This is a genomic window from Baekduia sp., from assembly GCF_035318805.1.
In the GTDB taxonomy this organism is placed as follows: Bacteria; Actinomycetota; Thermoleophilia; order Solirubrobacterales; family Solirubrobacteraceae; genus Baekduia.
On record NZ_DATHDY010000079.1, the window covers coordinates 1 to 16,067 of the forward strand.

The window sequence follows — 16,067 nt, forward strand, 5'->3', positions numbered from 1 at the left end:
GATGATGTTGTCCTTCATCTCGAAGCCGTCCATCTCGACGAGGAGCTGGTTCAGCGTCTGCTCGCGCTCGTCGTGCCCGCCGCCGAGGCCGGCGCCGCGGTGGCGGCCCACGGCGTCGATCTCGTCCATGAAGATGATGCACGGCGAGTTCTGCTTGGCCTGCTCGAAGAGGTCGCGCACGCGGGACGCGCCCACGCCGACGAACATCTCTACGAAGTCCGAGCCGGAGATCGAGAAGAACGGCACGCCGGCCTCGCCCGCGACGGCGCGCGCCAGCAGCGTCTTGCCGGTGCCCGGAGGCCCATAGAGCAGCACGCCCTTGGGGATGCGGGCCCCCAGCGCCTGGAACTTCTTCGGGTTCTCCAGGAACTCCTTGATCTCGTGAAGCTCCTCGACGGCCTCGTCGACGCCGGCGACGTCGCGGAAGGTGATCTTCGGCGAGTCGACCGACATCCGCTTGGCGCGGGACTTGCCGAACGACATGACCTTCGAGCCGCCGCCCTGGACCTGGTTCATCAGGAAGATCCAGAACGCGATGAAGATGACGAAGGGCAGGACGTAGGTCAGCAGCCCGAGGATCGCGTTGGACTTGCGCGGCTCGACGTTGTAGTTGTCGATGAGGTGCTGCTTCTTGGCCTGCTCGAGGCGCGCGTCGAGGCGGCCGGCGGCGTCGTCGGTGAAGCCGGTCTCGTACTTCTTGTCGCCCTGCTTGAGGGTCACCGCGAGGACGTTGTCCTTCGTGCGGAGATCGACGTCCTTGACCTGGCCGGCGTTCAGCTGCGTGATGAAGTCGCCGTACGTGGGCGGGGCCTTGCTGTCACCAGGCGAGATCAGCTTGGAGGCAAAGAAGGCCAGCACGACCACGATGAGGATCGGGAAGAGGGCGCTCTTGAAGAACCTGCTCATGAGAGGTGCGCGGGGGGCTTTCGCGTCGGGCGCAAGGCGTTGAGGGTATCAGGGGCGCTGACGCCGTCTGACGGGTCGTACGTCGCTCGCCGGCAGATGGATGTCCGAGCCGCAGCCCGGACGCCCGTCTACTCCTCCGTCAACGCGGCGACGTACGGCAGGTTGCGGTAACGCTCGGCGTGATCGAGCCCGTAGCCGATGGCGAACTTGTCCGGGATCTCGAAGCCGACGTAGCGGGTCGGGAGCTCCACCTTGCGGCGATCGGGCTTGGTCAGCAGGGCGCAGACCTCCAGCGAGGCGGGCTCGCGGGCGCCGAGGTTGCGCAGCAGGTACTGCAGCGTGAGGCCGGAGTCGACGATGTCCTCGACGATCAGGACGTCACGGCCGGCGATCGGACGGTCGAGGTCCTTCAGGATCCGCACGACGCCGGAGGAGTCGGTCTCCGAGCCGTAGGACGAGACGGCCATGAAGTCGACCTCGCACGGGATGTCGATGTGGCGCATGAGGTCGGCCAGGAAGAAGACCGCCCCCTTGAGGACGCAGACCAACAGCAGGTCGCGATCGCCGTAGTCGGCGGAGATCTGCTCTCCGAGGTCGCGCACCTTCTGCTTGAGGTCGTCGGGCTGGACGAGGATCTCGCCGATCTGGGGGTCCCGCATAGGAAGCGGCAAGCTAACGCTTCGGCGCGCGCGCGGGCGTCCGCCCCACCCGCAGCACCCCGCGCTCGACGATCGCGCGGGCGCCGTCGCCCAGGTCGAGGGCTCCCGCGCCGCCGAGCGCGAGCACGTCGTCCAGGCGCGTCGCCGCACGCGCGCACAGCCGGCCGGTGGCGTCCTCGGCCAGCCGGCGCAGCACCAGCCGCGCCAGCGCGGGCGGCAGCGAGGCGAGCTTGGTCAGCGCCAGGCGATCGCGCCCCGCCAGCGCGGTCGCGACGACCTCGTCGAGCACCGCCGCCTCGTCGCGCAGCAGCTGCGCCGTGCGCAGGACGTTGACCTCGGCGCGCTCGTCGACGGCGCGCAGCGCGGGCAGCAGACCCTCACGCACGCGGGTCCGGGCGAAGGCGGCGTCGAGGTTGGTCGCGTCCTCGCGCCAGGCCAGTCCGCGCTCCAGGCACCAGGCGGCGGTCTCGGCGCGCGTCAGCTCGGCGGCCAGCAGCGGGCGGACGAGGGTGCCGCGATCGGCCTCCATGCCCAGCAGCGCCCGGCGCCCGGGCGAGACGGCGAGGCGGTAGAGGATCGTCTCGACCTGGTCGGTGAGCGTGTGCCCGGCGGCCAGCCGCGCGCCGTGCTCGCCGGCGACCCGGGCGCCGGCGGCGTAGCGCAGATCGCGGGCCCAGGCCTGGACGTTGCCGCCCTCGGGCGGCTGCGCGCGCTCGAGCTCCAGCGGCACGCCCAGCCGCTCGCACAGCGCGGCGCAATGGCGCTCGTCGCCGTCGGAGGCCTCGCCGCGCAGCCCGTAGTTGACGTGCAGCGCCCGCACCGCCTCGGCGCCGGCCAGGGTCACCGCGACGTCGAGCAGGCAGGTCGAGTCGCGCCCGCCGGAGAGCAGCACGACCAGCGGGCCGCCCGGACGCACGAGCCCGGTGGCGCCCACGCGCTGCGCGACGTCCATCGCTCACCCCTCCCGAGGCCGCGCCAGGAAGATCTCGGTGGTGTCGGCGAAGCCCTTGAGGCGGACCTCGCCGATGCGCTGGAACTCGAGGCCCGGGCCGGCCTGCGCCACCACCGGGCGCGTGACGAGCACCTCGCCGCCGGCGGCGCGCGCCGCCACGCGCGAGGCCTGATTGACCTCGCGGCCGTAGTAGTCGCCGTCGCGGTACAGCGTCTCGCCGTAGTGGATGCCGATCCGCGGCAGCGGCCGCTCGCGGTGGTCGGACTGGAAGGCCACCGCCCAGTCCAGCAGCGCGGCCGCGTCGGGGCCCACGACCATGACCTCGTCGCCGATCGTCTTGATGATCCGGGCGTCGTCGGGCAGCGACCGCTCGACCTGCTCCACGAACCGCTCGACGGCGCTGACCGCCTCCTCGTCGCCGACCTCCTCGGTCAGCCGCGTGTAGCCGGCGAGGTCGGCGAAGGCGATCGCCACGCGCAGGCGACCGAGGAGACGCTCGGCGCCCAGCCCCTCGTCGCCGAGGTCGGCCTCCATGTGGCCGATGACGTCCTGCTCGATGAAGTGCTGGAGGAACCGGTTGTGGGCGTGGTCCATGATCGGCGAGGCCAGCGGCATGATCTCGCGCGCCAGCCCCGCCATCTCCTCGGCCATCTCCCAGCCGGGGACGCCGTCGCGCATCAGCGGCTCGTGTACGTACAGGTGAAACAGCCGCACCTCGGCGTCGGCGATCTGCGACATCGCCTGGCCGTAGACGCGCGCGAGCTGGAGGAAGGCCACGAGCGGCAGGCCGGCCGCGAGCACCGCCGCCGCGTAGCGCAGCAGCTGCACGTCGTCGTCAGTGAGGTGGTCCAGGCCCTGCGCGCCGAAGCCCATGGACATGAAGATCCGCTCGATCAGCGCGGGCTCCAACCCCGTCTCGCGCGCCGCCTCCGCGAGGGTCCAGCGCGCCGGGGCGTCGGGCAGCAGGCCCTCGATGTAGCTCGACGCGAGCTTGCCGCTCTCGGTCGCCTGGCGGATCTCGTCCAGCGAGTGGCCGCGCTCGCGCAGCCGGGCGACGACCCGCGCCTGCGCGGCCGACGCCGCGGTCATCCCGCCGTTGCTGCCCGCCGGGACGAGGCCGGAGACGATCCACCGGCGCAGGGTCGACGGCGCCACGCCGACGCGGCGAGCGACGTCCGCGAGGGTCGGCTCGTCGCTCATCGGCGGCCTCTCATGGAAGCGGCGGGGGCTCGGACGAGGCCCCGCCGCTCGCGGGCGCGGCCCGCGACGTGGTCGCCGATGCTCACCGTTGAGACGACGGCACCTTGCGGGCGGGATCGAGCCGCCCACTCTGCGACCTTCTGTACCGCATGGGTACTCCTGACATCACCTCGTGTCAACGTCATCGGAACGCTCCCGTACGCTCGATGACGTTCTCGAGGACCATCGTCTGGATCCGGTCGCGGACCTCCTCGGAGAGCTCGAGCACCGTCGCGCGGTCCTCGGCGGCGTCCGGTCCGAGGCCGCCGAGGTCGACGGGCGGCCCGAACGCGATCCGCCACCGCGACGGCAGCGGGATCACGCCGAGCGGTCCGAGCAATGGGAACGTCGGCGTGATCGGGACGTGCGGCGCGCCGAGCAGCCGGGCGACACCGGGCAGCTCGCCGAGCTTGGGGTAGATCTCCTCGCTGCCGACGATCGCGACCGGCACGATCGGCGCGCCGGTGCGCAGCGCCAGCTCGATGAACCCGCCACGCCCGAAGCGCTGCAGGCGGTAGCGCTCGCGCCACGGCTTGCCCACGCCCTTGGCGCCCTCCGGGAAGACCATCACGAGGTGGTCCTGCTCCAGCAGGCGCAGCGCGTTGTGGGGCGAGGCCGGCACGCCGCCGCACCGGCGGATCACCACCGACGCCCACGGCAGGCCGAAGGCCCAGTCCAGGACCAGGAAGCGCGGGTCGCGCTCCACGCCGGCGCGGCGCACGGCGGTCGCGGTCATCGCCGCGTCCCACGGCAGCACGCCGGCGTGGTTGGCGACCAGCAGCGCACGGCCGTCGCGCGGGACGTGCTCGGTCCCGGTCGCGGTCACCCGCCACCAGTGGTCGTAGAGGAAGCTCAGCAGCGGCTCGGCGGCCGCCGCGAACGAGGGGTCGTAGCCCCACTCGTCCTCCTCGTACTCGCCGCGCAGGCGCCGGGCCGCCGCGTCGACCGCACGCCGCAGGTCGCGCACCAGGCCGAGCGGGCCGATCATGCGGCCGCCCCATGGTGCTCGGCCCGAATGGCGGCCGGCAATCCGCACGAGCCGCTCATGCGGCAGCCCCCCGATGCTCCGCGCGGATCGCCGCCGGCAATCCGCACGAGCCGCTCATGCGGCAGCCCCCCGATGCTCCGCGCGGATCGCCGCGGCGACCGCGTCGATCGCCTCCGCCGTCGTGTGGGTCGGGACGAAGCGCAGGTCGCGCCGCATGCGCATGGTGTCGACGCCGCGGCCATTGCGCAGGTAGCGCACGACGTCGTCGTTGAGCGGCGGCAGCCCGCCGATTCGCGCGAGCGCGGCGACCGTGGCGCCGTACAGCGGCGCGGCGATCGGCAGGCTGCGCTTGCCCAGGCGCCGCAGGGTCCGCGCGAGCGAGACGGTGCCGTCGCCGGCGACGTTGACCGCCCCCCGCACGGGCTGCCGCACGGCCGCCACGACCGCGCCCACGACGTCGTCGTCGAGGATGAACTGCAGGCGCGGGTCGAAGCCGAGGAACGTCGGGACCACGGGCGAGCGGAACAGCCGCATGATGGGGTTGTCGATCGTCGCGCCGATGACCGGTTGCGGCCGCAGGACGGTGCACGTCACCGACGGGTGGCGCCGCGCGAACGCCTCGACGAGCCGCTCGAGCTCGCCGACGTCGCGCTGGAAGCGCGTCCGCAGCGCGCCGGAGCGCGTGTGGTCCTCGGTGAAGAACGCCGGCGCGTCGGGCTGCGAGCCGTAGATCGACGCCGAGCCGCGGACGACCAGGGCGCGCAGGCCGGGCAGCTCGGAGCAGCCGGCCAGCAGCTGCAGCGTGCCGATGACGTTGAGGTCGTGCAGGCTGCGCGCCGAGCGACCGGGCTCGGGAAACTGGACGATGTCGTGGTGGACGACCACGTGCGGGGCGGCGAGCTTCAGCGTCGTGGCCAGCTCGCCGCGCCGCAGGTCGGCCTCCACGAACGTGATGCGGTCGGCCAGCGCGCCCGGCGGGCGGCGGGTGTCGACGCCGATGACGTGCTCCACGATCGGATCGGCCGCCAGGCGCGTGGCCACGCGCGCTCCCAGCGGACTCGACACGCCCGTGATGAGCACGCGACGCGCCATCACGGGTCCGGCGCGGTCAGGAGCGCGATCCGCCGGCGGGCGGGCGCTTGGCGGCGGCGCCGCCCTTGTCGGTTGCGGCCGGCCGGGCGGCGCGCTTGGGCTTCGGCTTGGCGGCGGCGGCGTCCTCCAGCTCGTCGATGCGCCGCTCCAGCGCCGCGACCTGCTCGCGGAGCGCCTGCAGGTCGTCGGGCGACGGCGGGCGCAGCTCCTCCAGGACTTCCCGCACGCGCGAGGCGGCGCCGACGAGCTCGTCGGCCAGCTCCGCCGCGCGCTTCTGGACCGGCGCGGCCCCGCTGGCCGTCGCTCCGAAGGCCTGCTCCACCGCGGCGCGGACCTGATCGGCGCGGGACTTCGGCTCGCCCGAGGTGGGCTTGCGCTCCTGATCCTCGTTCTTGGCCATGGCCTTCGGAGTCTATCCTCGCCCGCCGTGCCGGACGAGCCACAGCCCATCCACCTGCGCCCCGTCGCCGCCCTCGCCGATCGCGTGCTGCTGCCCGGCGATCCGGGGCGGGCGCTGGCGCTCGCGCAGGTCGTGCTCGGCGACGACCGGAAGATGTTCAACCACCATCGCGGCCTCTGGGGCTACACCGGCACGGCGGCCGACGGCGCGCTGCTGACGATCCAGAGCACGGGCATGGGCGGCGCGAGCGCCGCGATCGTGCTCGAGGAGCTGGCGGCGCTCGGGGTCCGCACCGCGGTGCGGGTCGGGACGGCGCGCGCCGTGGCGGGCGCGGTGGCCCTGGGCGACCTCGTGGCCGCCACCGCGGTGCACGGCGCCGACGGCGTGAGCCGCGCGCTCGGCGTGCCCGGGCGCCGGGGGCTGGACGGTCCGCTCACCGCGCACCTGGTCGCGGTCGCGACGCGCGCGGGCCTCGTCGTGTCGACCGACCTCTTCTACGCGGTGGACGCCGAGAGCGACGGCACCGCGTGGACCGAGGACGGCGCGCTGGCCGTCGACCTGGAGACCGCGCCCCTGGCGGCGGTCGCCGCGCGCCACGGCGTGGCGTTCGGGGCGATCGTCGCCATGGTCGCCGACGCGCACGGCCAGCGGCTCGACGACGAGGCCGTCGCCGCGGCCGGCGAGGCGGTCGGCGTGGCCGGCGCCGGCGCGCTCACCGCCGGGTGACCGCGCTGCCGACGGGCGGCTAGCCGCACTCCCGGACACCGGCAGCCCGAATGGTGTGGTGATGAGACCTTCGCCAAGATCCCTCTTGCACGCCACTGCCGCCAGCGCTTCCCGGCCTCTCCTCCCCCGAACCTCCAGGAAGCTCCTCTCCCCGAGCTCGTACCCCTGGCTGCAGCCGCGGTGCCCGCCGGCCGACGTTCATCCCCATGGAGGCCGGTGGGCACCGGAAACCTCCGCCCTCCACCCTTCGCCGGCCCGGTCTCCACCGGGCCGGCGGCAGTTCTAGGGGTGCCGTAGGCGGCCAGCGAGGCCGAGGCCCACGACGGCCAGCCGTCGCCGCCGGAGGTGGGTCCCCAGTCGCGATAGCGACACAGTCTCCTAGGACGGCTTCTTGGCGGCACTGCGCCGCGGCGGCGTCGCCGGCAGCTTCTTGCGCAGGGCCTCGACCTCGTTGCCGAGCTTCTGGAGCGCGTCCTCGATCCCGGTCAGCCGCTGCTCGATGCCGGCCCCCGGCAGCGAGGCGAGCCGCTCGTCCAGGCGGTCCACGCCGTCCTCGATGCCCTCGAGGCGCTGGCTCAGGGACCGGACCCGGCGCGTCAGGCGCTCGAGGTCGGCGGCCGACGGCAGGTTCAGCGCGCCCATCGTGGCCTCCTGGGCCTGGACGGCCTTCTCGCGCGCGTCGAAGACCCGGGCGACCGCGCTGTGGACCAGCGGGCTCTCGAAGAGCTCTTGGGCGAACTTGCCCAGCGCGTCCTCGCCCTGCTTCTGCAGCCGCTCGCGCAGCCCGTCGTTCACTGGTTCGTCACTCATGCCCGTCGTCTCTTCCCGTTGGATGCGCCGCGGTGGCCCGGCAACCGTACCCAGCGACCTCGGTCGCGCCAACCCTCAGCCTCACGTCGAGCTTGACAGGGTGGTCGACCTGGCCGTCTCCCGCAACTCGGCGCCGAGACTGGACGTCAGGACGCTGAGACTGGACGATCGGACTTCAAGGAACCGACGTGTCCGGCCGATCCTTGGGCCAAGCCTCTTCACAGAGGTGTACGGCGTATGTCGTCAAAGCACCACGACGGTTGTGGTTTGCAGAACCAGAAACATGCAAGTAGCGTCCCCAGCCCCCGATCGACCCCCCTTGGTAGGGTCTCGCCGCATTCGCGGTGCGGTCGGGCCTGACCGGGTCGCGGGAGGAGCAGTCAACTTTTCATGAGACGGCGCAAGCTGCTGATCGGACTCATGTCCGCCGGAGCATTCACGGCGGGGTTCGGTGCTGCCGTCTTCCCTGCGTCCGCGCAGCTGCGAACGATCACCGTCACGCTGCTCGGGGGCCAGACGGTCACCGTGCAGGTCGACGAGCCCGCGGACGCCCCCGCGGACGCCGTCCCGATGCCCGGCGCATCCACGCCCGTGGCCAGCGTCACGACGAACGCCGCGCCCGCCGACACCGGGACCGGCACCGCCGAGCAGCCCGCTCCGCCCGCCGACACCGGCACGAGCACGGCGCCCGCCCCCGACCCGGCCGCGAGCACGGACACGAGCACCGCGCCGACCTCGACGGCCCCGACCGCCACGGCGCCGGCGCCCACCGTCGGCACGGTTCCCGCGGCCGCCGACAGCGCGCCCTCGGTCTCCGCCGGCGGCCAGCAGGGTCAGAAGACCGTCGGCAAGACCAAGCGCAAGGCCACGGGCTCGACCAAGGCGTCCGACGAGGCCAAGGCCGACGCCAAGCCCGACGCCACCGCGATCCGGCAGAGCGACGGCACGCCGACGACCGCCAACCCCACCTTCTCGCAGGCGCTTCCCGGCGCCGCGCCGATCGGCGTCCCGAACTTCTTCATCGACAAGTTCCGGATCCCGCCGTTCCTGCTGCCGATCTACCAGGCCGCCGGCATCGAGTACGGCGTGCGCTGGGAGGTCCTGGCCGGCATCAACGAGATCGAGACCGACTACGGCCGCAACCTCAACGTCTCGACCGCCGGCGCCCTGGGCTGGATGCAGTTCATGCCCTCCACGTGGAAGCAGTACGGCGTCGACGCCAACCACGACGGCAAGAAGGACCCCTACAACCCCGTCGACGCGATCTTCGCCTCCGCGCGCTACCTCAAGGCCGCCGGCGCCGACACCGACGTCCGCAAGGCGATCTTCGCCTACAACCACGCCGACTGGTACGTCGACTCGGTCCTCATGCGCGCCCGCCTCATCGGCGGCCTGCCCTCCGACCTCGTCGGCTCGCTCACCGGCCTCACCCAGGGCCACTTCCCCGTCAGCGCCAAGGCCACCTACGCCGACGACCTCTCCGAGAGCTCGCTGAACCGCAAGATCGCCACGGGCCACAACGCCGCCGTGCCGGTCGAGGCCAACACGAGCCGCCGCGGCATCAACGTCTACGCGAAGGCCGGCTCCTCGGCGATCGCGACGCAGGACGGCCGGATCGTCAACATCGGCAAGACCAAGCGCCTGGGCAACTTCATCCAGCTGGAGGACGTGTACGGCAACACCTACACGTACGCGCACCTCAAGAAGGTCGCCGCGGCCTACGCGGTCCCCAAGCCGGCGAAGGTCTCCAAGGCGCAGGTCGCCAAGGAGCTCGACCTCCCCAAGAAGGACCCGACGCCCACGCAGGCCGCCAGCGCCGGCGCGCAGCCCAGCGCGAAGGCGTCGAAGGCCAACGGCTCGCAGGAGGTCGCCCAGCAGGCGGCCGCCAAGAAGGTGACGGTCACCGGCTCCACGCAGGTCAACGTCTCCAAGGAGCGCGCGTTCGCCAACCCGTCGCGCCCCGAGTCGTACAAGAAGGGCGGCGAGGAGCAGCTCCTCAACCGCGAGTTCCAGTCCGGCAGCTCGAGCTATCAGGCCACCTTCACCAAGGTCCTGGGCCTCGACTCCAAGGACGTCCAGATCAAGCGCCTGAAGGTCGGCGCCAAGGTCGTGGCCGGCACGGTCCTGGGCCGCATCGGCAAGACGCAGAAGCACGTCGCGTCGCACCTGCTCTTCGAGGTCCGCCCCGCCGGCAAGGGCAGCCCGCGGATCGACCCCAAGCCGATCCTCGACGGCTGGAAGCTGCTGGAGTCCACCGCGATCTACCGCGCCGCCGGCAAGAACCCGTTCTTCGGCCCGGATGCCAAGAACCCGTCGATCGGGCAGATCCTGCTGATGAGCAAGGAGTCGCTGCAGAAGCGGGTCCTCGACGACTCGCGGATCTCGATCTACGACTGCGGCCGCCGCGACATCACCGCCGGCAACATCGACCGCCGCGTGCTCGCGACGCTCGAGTTCCTCTCGAGCTCCGGCCTCAAGCCCACCGTCAGCGCCCTGGAGTGCGGCCACGGCCTGATGACCGCCTCGGGCAACGTCTCCGAGCACTCCACCGGCAGCGCCGTCGACATCGCCGCGATCAACGGCATCCCGATCCTCGGCCACCAGGGCGAAGGCTCGATCACCGACATGACCATCCGCCGGCTGCTGACCCTCCAGGGCACGATGAAGCCCCACCAGATCATCAGCCTCATGACCTTCGACGGCGCCGACAACACGATGTCGCTGCCCGACCACGCCGACCACATCCACGTCGGCTTCCGCCCGCTGTACGGCACCGACTCCAAGCTCGGGCGCCAGCTCAACTCGGCGCTGAAGCCCAGCCAGTGGATCAAGCTGATCAGCCGCCTCGGCGAGATCGACAACCCGAAGGTGCTCACGCAGCCTTCGCAGTACTCGATCGACGTCCCCAAGCGCGCCAGCGACGCCCACAAGGGCGAGTAGCGCCCTGGACGCTCCGGCTCCCGGGTCGCGCTTCCGCTTCGTGCAGCTCGAGCTGCCGTGGGAGCTCGGCCCGGCCGATGGCCGCTACGTCCTGCGAGGCCATGCCGGCGAGCCGGAGCACGTGCTCGTCCTGCAGACGGTTGCCGCGCTGCCCCGCCGCGGGCGGCTGAGCCGGCGCCGGGCCCGCCGGGCCGCGCCCGAGCCGATCGCGGCGACCGTCCCGATCACCCGCGCGACGCTCATCCACGCCGAGCCACTGGCCGACGCGGACGCCGCGTCGGCGTGGCTGCACGACGCAGACCTGACCCGCGAGGTCCGGGCGGCGGTCGCGGTGCTCAACACCGTGCTGCACGCCGAGCGCATCGTGCGCGCCGACCCGTTCGTGCGCGAGATCGCTCCCGAGCAGGCGCTGGCGATCCGCGTCGGCGTCGGGCGCGGCGAGGCGGTCGCCGAGGGCCAGTGGGCCGACGCCCGCGCCCTCCCCCCGCTCGCCACCGCCCGGCCGCGCCGCACGCGCGCGCTCCGCCCGCAGGAGCGGTTCGCGGCGCTGCTGGCCGGCCGCGACGTCGCGCTGGCCTCCGAGGAGCTGACGCTGCGGGCCCGGCTCGATCTCGACCGCGGCCGCACCCGCGAGGCGGCGCTGCAGCTGCGCGTCGCGCTCGAGGCGGCGCTGGCGGAGCTGCAGGCCTGGTCGCACCACGAGGAGCTGGCCACACGGCTGGCCGAGCTGCGCGAGGAGCGCGGCGCGGTCGCGGCGGCGGCCAACCGCGCGCTGGAGGGCGGCCTGGAGACCGCGCAGGTGGAGGACGTCGTGCGCGTAGTCGGCCGCCTGGAGGCCGCGCTGGCCGCCCGCGTGGCCGGCGGCCTCGAGTAGCGCGAGGCGCTCGGACGCCGCGCCCGTGGGCATACTCAGCGCGTGGGTGCCGACGCCACGATCCGGATGCACGCGCCCGTCGTCCGCGACGGCGGCGTGGCCGACCGCGTGGCGGTCGAGGAGCCGCTGGAGATCCGCGTCGGCGGCGAGGCGCTGGCGGTCACGATGCGCACGCCCGGCCATGACGAGGAGCTGGCGGTGGGCTTCCTGCACGGCGAGGGCCTGCTGGCCGGTCCCGTGCGCAGCGCCGGCCCGACGCCCGACCTCGTGGCAAACGTCGTCGACGTCGACGCCGAGCTGGCGCGCCGTCCGACGGCGCGCCGGTTCTACACGTCGTCGTCGTGCGGCGTCTGCGGCAGGGGCGCGCTGGACGAGGTCGCCGTCCACGCCGACCCCCTGCCGGCCGGCCCCGTCGTGGAGCGCGCGCTGCTGGCCGCGCTGCCCGACCGCCTGCAGCAGCCGGGCTTCGCGGTCACCGGCGGCCTGCACGCGACCGGCCTGTTCGACGCCTCGGGGACGCTGCTCTGCGTCCGCGAGGACGTCGGCCGCCACAACGCCATGGACAAGGTCGTCGGGCGGGCGCTGCTGGACGGCGGGCTGCCGCTGCATCGCCGCGTGCTGTGCGTCTCGGGACGGCTGTCGTTCGAGCTGGTCCAGAAGGCGGCGGTCGCGGGCTGCCCCGTCCTCGTGGGCGTCGGCGCACCGTCCTCCCTGGCCGTCGAGCTGGCCGCCGACCGCGGGATGACGCTGTGCGGCTTCGCGCGACGCGGCCGCGTCAACGTATACACGGGCGCGGAGCGCGTTGCCTAGGGGCCCCTACAGCGCCGCGACGAGCGCGTCGAGCTCGGCGACCACGTCGCCGTCGAGCTTGACCGCCGCGCGCGAGTCCCAGGGCGTCGCGCCCTGGGTGACGATCGCGACCGCGCCGCCGTTCTGACGCGTCACGCCGGGCAGCTGGGCGATCGGGTGGACCTCCAGCGACGAGCCGATGCACAGGAGCACGTCGGCGCCCGCCGCCAAGGCATAGGCCTCGCTCAGCGCGTCCTGCGAGAGCCACTCGCCGAACAGCACGACGTCGGGCTTCAGCGGCTGGCCGCAGTCGCAGCCGGGCACCGAGATCGGCGAGGCGTCCAGCCGCCGCCGGACCTCGGCGATCGGGTAGCGCGCGCCGCAGCTCAGGCACGACGACGTGTCGATCGACCCGTGCACCTCCACCAGGCGCGCCGAGCCGGCCCGCCGGTGCAGGCGGTCGATGTTCTGGGTGACGATCGCGTCGAGCTTCCCGCGCCGCTCGAGCTCGACCAGCGCCGCGTGGGCGCCGTTGGGCTCCTTGCCCTCCAGCGTCTGGAACCGGTTGCCGTAGAAGTGCCAGAACCGCTCGGGGTCGGCACGCCACGCGTCGATGTGCGCGACCTCCATGGGGTCCACGTTCTCCCACAGCCCGGAGCCGGGCGAGCGGAAGTCGGGGATCCCGGACGGCACCGAGATCCCCGCGCCGGTCAGCGCGACGACGGAGCCGGCGGCCCGGATGAGGGACGCGAGCCTCGCGACGCGCTCCACGCTGCTCGTGCTGGCGCTCACGAGCGTCGAGGGTAGGGGCTGGGGCCTACTTCCCCTGCCAGTTCGGCTTGCGCTTGCCGAGGAAGGCGCTGATGCCCTCCTTGCCGTCCTCGCTCTGGAAGACGCGGCCGAAGGCGGCCTTCTCGGCCTCGAGGCCCTCGTCGAGGTCGCCGGCCGCGGACACCGACTTGATCTCCGCCAGGGCCAGCGGGGCCGACTCGCTCAGCTTGCGCGCCCACGCCAGCGCCGTGTCCAGGAGCTCGTGGTCGGGGACCGAGCGGTTGACCAGCCCGAACTCGTAGGCCTCCTCGGCGCCGACCGGCTCGCCCGTCAGGTTCATCTCGAGCGCCTTGTTCTCGCCCACGAGGCGCGGCAGGCGCTGCGTGCCGCCGAAGCCGGGGACGATCCCGAGCTTGATCTCGGGCTGGCCGAAGATGGCCGACTGCGCGGCGATGCGCACGTCGCACGCCATCGCCAGCTCGCAGCCACCGCCGAAGGCCAGGCCGTTGACCGCCGCGATCGTCGCGACGCCCTTGGTCTCCAACTCGCGGAACAGCGCGTGCGCCTGGTGGATGAGCGCGGCCCCGCCCGCCTCGTCGAGCGTCGTGAACGCCTTGATGTCGGCGCCCGCGGAGAACAGGAACGGGTTGGACGAGGCGATCACCAGCGAGCGGACGCCGTCGGCCTGCACCTTCTCCCACACCTTGCCGAGGTCCTCGATCACCTGCGGCGCGATCGAGTTCATCTGGCCGTTGGCCAGCCACGCGATCGCGATCTCCCCGCGCGACTCCAGCTTGACCACGGCGTTCTCGCCGGCGGGCTGCTCGGCGTCGACCTGCGGGTAGGCGTAGAAGCCCTGGCCGCTCTTCTGGCCGAGCCGACCCTGGGCGACGAGGCGGCGCAGGATCGTGGGCGGCGTGAAGCGCTCGCCCCACTTCTCCTCGGCCCTCTCCAGCCGCTCCAGGAGCGCGTCGAGGCCCTCGATGTCGGCCTTCATGAACGGCGGCAGCAGGCCGCGACGGGGATCCAGGCCGGCGCCGGCCATCATCCCGAAGTCGATGTCGCGGTGGGTCGCGACGCCCTCCTCCAGCACCAGGGCCGCCTCGACGAACGTCTTGAGGACGAGCTTCTCGACGAGGTCCTCGACGTTGGGCTCGGCGTCGCCCTCGAGGTTCGCGTTGCCGTCGGCGTCGTAGAAGCCGTCGCCGCCGGTCTTGGCGCCGAGCTTGCCGTCGGCCACGAGCCTCGACATGCCCTCGGGCACGTAGAAGCGGTCGCCGTAGGACTCGCGCAGGTGCTCGGCGACGTGCAGGACGGTGTCGAGGCCGAGCAGGTTGATGAGGAAGTACGGCCCCATCGGCACGACGTTGGCGGCGCCGACGCCTGCGTCGATCTTCTTGATCGAGAGGCCCTGCTCCTCCTGGTCGCGCCAGACCTCGGCGATGCCGGAGTTCAGGATCCGGTTGACGACGAAGCCCGGGACCTCGGCGGCGACGATCGGCTGCTTCTTGATGGCCTGCGCGAAGGTGACCGCCGCCTGCGTCGTCTCCGACGACGTGTCGTCGCCCTCGACGACCTCGATCAGCAGCATGATCGACGCGGGGTAGAAGTAGTGGAACCCGACGACCTTGTCGGGGCGCAGCGTCGCGTCGCCGATCTCGGTGATCGACAGCGACGACGTGTTGGACGCGAGGATCGCGTGGCCGGGCGTCACCGCGTCGAGCTCGGCGAAGACCGCCTGCTTGATCTCCATGCGCTCGGGCACGGCCTCGACGACGAAGTCGACGTCGCCGAAGGAGCCGTAGCCGGTCGCGCCCTCGATCAGCCCGACGATGCGGTCGACCTCGGCGGCGGCCTGCTCCTCGGTGAGCTTGCCCTTCTTGACGAGGCGCGCGATCTGGCCCTGGGTGACGTTGCGGGCCTCGGTCAGGCCCGCGTCGACGAGCTCCTGCTTGACGTCCTTGAGGACGACGGGGATGCCGGAGGCGGCGATCGTCTGCGCGATCTGCCCACCCATGGTCCCGGCGCCGACGACGGCAGCCTTGAACACGAACATGGAATCGAGAACCCTTCTCTTGCGAACGTTCGGGGGTGCGTGCGCCCGCCAGACTAGCCAGATCGGGCTATCGAAGACGCGCGGTGGGGCCAATCGCTGTGACACGGGTCACGCATCGCCGGCGGCCTGTCACAAACCTGTCACAATGTCCTTGCGGCGTTCCCGGCAGAGCACCATCTCGCTCCGCGCCCCACAGGACGCCGTGGCCCCTCTCCCCATCTCCCCCGGAAGGACCCTCCATGACCCGCCGCATCGTCGCCGCGGTCGGCCGCGCGCTCAGCGCCCGGCCGATCGGCGACCAGCACGACCACCCGCACTTCCACCAGGGCGCGCAGGGCAACCCGGCCGCCTGCTTCCAGCCAGGCTGCAGCAGCCCGCGCCTGCACCTCTGACCGCTCGCTCCTCCGGCGGGGGCGGGGGCACCGGATCATCGAAGAAGCTCATCGCGCGGACGTTCTCACAGGAGCACGTCCCCGACTTCGAGCGCGTGCCGGAAGCGCCCGAGCGGCCGCCGGCGACGCACCGCGCGTCGCCGGTCAGTCGGGGGGGTCGGTGCCGGCGGCGCCGAGGTGGCGGAGTTGGGCGTCGATCGTCGCCCAGCCGTGGGTGGTCGTGCGCAGCCGGCCGGGTCGGTGGCCGTCGGTGACGAGGCCGGTCTCGCGGAGGACCGCGAGCTGGGTCGCGGTCTCGTGCGGGGTCAGGCCGAGGCGCTCGGCGAGCGCCTCGGCGGTCAGCTCGTCGCGCTCGAGCGCGACCAGCAGCGCGAGGCGGACGGGATGCGACAGCGCCCGGAGGACGTTCGCGGAGACTGGCTCAGCCATCGCGGTAGACGATAACTCCACTGTGCAACGTTTGCTGAACAGTC

The 16,067-nt window shown here is 72.8% G+C and carries 16 protein-coding genes; 5 read left to right on the forward strand and 11 right to left on the reverse strand.

Annotated features, from left to right (window positions below; genetic code table 11):
• From VK501_RS17870 to VK501_RS17900, 7 genes are all read right to left on the reverse strand, one after another.
• A partial coding sequence (locus VK501_RS17870; protein ID WP_324339722.1) for an ATP-dependent metallopeptidase FtsH/Yme1/Tma family protein occupies positions 1-906 on the reverse strand: 906 nt, incomplete at its 3' end.
• 128 nt (positions 907-1,034) lie between these two features.
• Positions 1,035-1,565 (reverse strand): hypoxanthine phosphoribosyltransferase, encoded by a 531-nt coding sequence (gene hpt, locus VK501_RS17875; RefSeq protein ID WP_324339724.1) that lies wholly within the window; start codon positions 1,563-1,565, stop codon positions 1,035-1,037.
• Between the two features lie 13 nt (positions 1,566-1,578).
• Positions 1,579-2,517 carry a tRNA lysidine(34) synthetase TilS gene (gene tilS / locus VK501_RS17880; RefSeq protein WP_324339726.1) on the reverse strand — a complete coding sequence of 313 codons (939 nt, stop codon included), beginning with the start codon at positions 2,515-2,517 and terminating at the stop codon, positions 1,579-1,581.
• Positions 2,518-2,520: 3 nt separating this feature from the next.
• Positions 2,521-3,717 carry an adenylate/guanylate cyclase domain-containing protein gene (locus VK501_RS17885; protein ID WP_324339728.1) on the reverse strand — a complete coding sequence of 399 codons (1,197 nt, stop codon included), beginning with the start codon at positions 3,715-3,717 and terminating at the stop codon, positions 2,521-2,523.
• Positions 3,718-3,898: 181 nt separating this feature from the next.
• On the reverse strand, positions 3,899-4,744 hold the full coding sequence (locus VK501_RS17890) for a lysophospholipid acyltransferase family protein (RefSeq protein WP_324339731.1): 846 nt from the start codon (positions 4,742-4,744) through the stop codon (positions 3,899-3,901).
• Between the two features lie 114 nt (positions 4,745-4,858).
• Positions 4,859-5,836, reverse strand: a complete 978-nt coding sequence (locus tag VK501_RS17895; RefSeq protein ID WP_324339733.1) for an NAD-dependent epimerase/dehydratase family protein — start codon at positions 5,834-5,836, stop codon at positions 4,859-4,861.
• 16 nt (positions 5,837-5,852) lie between these two features.
• Positions 5,853-6,236, reverse strand: coding sequence for a hypothetical protein (locus tag VK501_RS17900; RefSeq protein ID WP_324339734.1), 384 nt, complete (start codon positions 6,234-6,236; stop codon positions 5,853-5,855).
• A gap of 27 nt (positions 6,237-6,263) precedes the next feature.
• Between VK501_RS17900 and VK501_RS17905 the strand changes: the two genes are divergently transcribed.
• Positions 6,264-6,962, forward strand: coding sequence for a hypothetical protein (locus VK501_RS17905; RefSeq protein ID WP_324339736.1), 699 nt, complete (start codon positions 6,264-6,266; stop codon positions 6,960-6,962).
• A gap of 378 nt (positions 6,963-7,340) precedes the next feature.
• Here VK501_RS17905 and VK501_RS17910 read toward each other — a convergent pair whose 3' ends face one another.
• On the reverse strand, positions 7,341-7,772 hold the full coding sequence (locus VK501_RS17910; RefSeq protein WP_324339737.1) for a hypothetical protein: 432 nt from the start codon (positions 7,770-7,772) through the stop codon (positions 7,341-7,343).
• Positions 7,773-8,162: 390 nt separating this feature from the next.
• Here VK501_RS17910 and VK501_RS17915 point away from each other — a divergent pair, with 390 nt between their 5' ends.
• From VK501_RS17915 to fdhD, 3 genes are all read left to right on the forward strand, one after another.
• Entirely contained in the window at positions 8,163-10,712 is a 2,550-nt protein-coding gene (locus VK501_RS17915; RefSeq protein WP_324339739.1) for a lytic murein transglycosylase, read from the forward strand.
• A gap of 40 nt (positions 10,713-10,752) precedes the next feature.
• Positions 10,753-11,586, forward strand: a complete 834-nt coding sequence (locus VK501_RS17920; RefSeq protein WP_324339741.1) for a hypothetical protein — start codon at positions 10,753-10,755, stop codon at positions 11,584-11,586.
• A 66-nt stretch (positions 11,587-11,652) separates the two neighbouring features.
• The gene (gene fdhD, locus VK501_RS17925; RefSeq protein ID WP_414641191.1) at positions 11,653-12,396 is read left to right on the forward strand and encodes a formate dehydrogenase accessory sulfurtransferase FdhD; all 744 of its coding nucleotides are present in this window, start codon (positions 11,653-11,655) and stop codon (positions 12,394-12,396) included.
• Positions 12,397-12,402: 6 nt separating this feature from the next.
• Here fdhD and VK501_RS17930 read toward each other — a convergent pair whose 3' ends face one another.
• Together VK501_RS17930 and VK501_RS17935 are read right to left on the reverse strand one after the other, a co-directional pair.
• Positions 12,403-13,167 carry an NAD-dependent deacylase gene (locus VK501_RS17930; protein ID WP_324339745.1) on the reverse strand — a complete coding sequence of 255 codons (765 nt, stop codon included), beginning with the start codon at positions 13,165-13,167 and terminating at the stop codon, positions 12,403-12,405.
• Between the two features lie 25 nt (positions 13,168-13,192).
• Positions 13,193-15,202 carry a 3-hydroxyacyl-CoA dehydrogenase/enoyl-CoA hydratase family protein gene (locus tag VK501_RS17935; RefSeq protein ID WP_324339746.1) on the reverse strand — a complete coding sequence of 670 codons (2,010 nt, stop codon included), beginning with the start codon at positions 15,200-15,202 and terminating at the stop codon, positions 13,193-13,195.
• Between the two features lie 239 nt (positions 15,203-15,441).
• Here VK501_RS17935 and VK501_RS17940 point away from each other — a divergent pair, with 239 nt between their 5' ends.
• Positions 15,442-15,594: a hypothetical protein gene (locus VK501_RS17940; protein ID WP_324339747.1), complete on the forward strand. Its 153-nt coding sequence runs from the start codon at positions 15,442-15,444 to the stop codon at positions 15,592-15,594.
• Between the two features lie 144 nt (positions 15,595-15,738).
• On the opposite strand, the gene VK501_RS17945 is transcribed toward VK501_RS17940, so the two are convergent.
• Positions 15,739-16,023, reverse strand: a complete 285-nt coding sequence (locus VK501_RS17945; RefSeq protein WP_324339748.1) for a helix-turn-helix domain-containing protein — start codon at positions 16,021-16,023, stop codon at positions 15,739-15,741.
• Positions 16,024-16,067 lie beyond the last annotated feature (44 nt).

What these genes read in the sequence shown, in the direction of transcription:
- hpt (WP_324339724.1), bottom strand. Translation starts at nt 1,565, where the DNA reads ATGCGGGACCCCCAGATCGGCGAGATCCTCGTCCAGCCCGACGACCTC.
- tilS (WP_324339726.1), bottom strand. Translation starts at nt 2,517, where the DNA reads ATGGACGTCGCGCAGCGCGTGGGCGCCACCGGGCTCGTGCGTCCGGGC.
- VK501_RS17885 (WP_324339728.1), bottom strand. Translation starts at nt 3,717, where the DNA reads ATGAGCGACGAGCCGACCCTCGCGGACGTCGCTCGCCGCGTCGGCGTG.
- VK501_RS17890 (WP_324339731.1), bottom strand. Translation starts at nt 4,744, where the DNA reads ATGATCGGCCCGCTCGGCCTGGTGCGCGACCTGCGGCGTGCGGTCGAC.
- VK501_RS17895 (WP_324339733.1), bottom strand. Translation starts at nt 5,836, where the DNA reads ATGGCGCGTCGCGTGCTCATCACGGGCGTGTCGAGTCCGCTGGGAGCG.
- VK501_RS17900 (WP_324339734.1), bottom strand. Translation starts at nt 6,236, where the DNA reads ATGGCCAAGAACGAGGATCAGGAGCGCAAGCCCACCTCGGGCGAGCCG.
- VK501_RS17910 (WP_324339737.1), bottom strand. Translation starts at nt 7,772, where the DNA reads ATGAGTGACGAACCAGTGAACGACGGGCTGCGCGAGCGGCTGCAGAAG.
- VK501_RS17915 (WP_324339739.1), top strand. Translation starts at nt 8,163, where the DNA reads ATGAGACGGCGCAAGCTGCTGATCGGACTCATGTCCGCCGGAGCATTC.
- fdhD (WP_414641191.1), top strand. Translation starts at nt 11,653, where the DNA reads ATGCACGCGCCCGTCGTCCGCGACGGCGGCGTGGCCGACCGCGTGGCG.
- VK501_RS17935 (WP_324339746.1), bottom strand. Translation starts at nt 15,202, where the DNA reads ATGTTCGTGTTCAAGGCTGCCGTCGTCGGCGCCGGGACCATGGGTGGG.
- VK501_RS17940 (WP_324339747.1), top strand. Translation starts at nt 15,442, where the DNA reads ATGACCCGCCGCATCGTCGCCGCGGTCGGCCGCGCGCTCAGCGCCCGG.
- VK501_RS17945 (WP_324339748.1), bottom strand. Translation starts at nt 16,023, where the DNA reads ATGGCTGAGCCAGTCTCCGCGAACGTCCTCCGGGCGCTGTCGCATCCC.